This window comes from Variovorax sp. P4_D9 (genome assembly GCF_056401695.1).
This window is the reverse complement of sequence record NZ_JBFUIU010001760.1, coordinates 1-542: the sequence shown is the minus strand read 5'-3', so window position 1 is coordinate 542 and position 542 is coordinate 1. Positions and strand designations below refer to the sequence as shown.

Here is a 542-nt window from a genome sequence, read left to right as displayed (position 1 = left end):
GCTCCGAGAAGCGCAATATGCAACCGTTTCATGACCCAGTCTCCTCGGATAAGCAGGGGAGGTGCGAAGTTCTTCATTGGGTAGCGCATTGATTGGCCGAAAGTTCGGCGCGCAGCCCTCGCATGCGCTGCTGATCAGGGTTGATCACTTCCGGCGGCTGCCACTGCCAGTTCGTGTAGCGGCTCTCGATCTTGTTGCGCTCCGCCACGAGCTGGGCGCACCTGGTGAAACGGTGGGAATCTCCCGTGTTGGCCTGGGCCTGCTGGGCGCGAGCAGCCTTGCCCTGCTCGGCCTGCTGGACCTGCTGGTCCCAAGGCACGTCGGCGACGTTCTCAATACGCTCAATGAGCGCGTTGTGCTGGCTGCAGTGTGCTTGGGCCCAGAAAGTCGAGCCGTTGTACGCCTTGCAAAGATAGATGGTCGCAGAACTGGCGGGTCCGCTGCATACGGCAATGGCCAGGCCGGCCAAGGCTAGAAATGCGTTGCTCGAGAGCGTCAATCTTGCGATGGCCAGAGTGAACGCGAATTTTGTGACCTTGTTG

General features: G+C 60.3%; 1 pseudogene. It reads right to left on the bottom strand.

The window, feature by feature from the left end:
* Nucleotides 1-73: 73 nt before the first annotated feature.
* A pseudogene (locus AC1DY5_RS58195) lies at nucleotides 74-542 on the bottom strand (hypothetical protein); the annotation flags it as partial.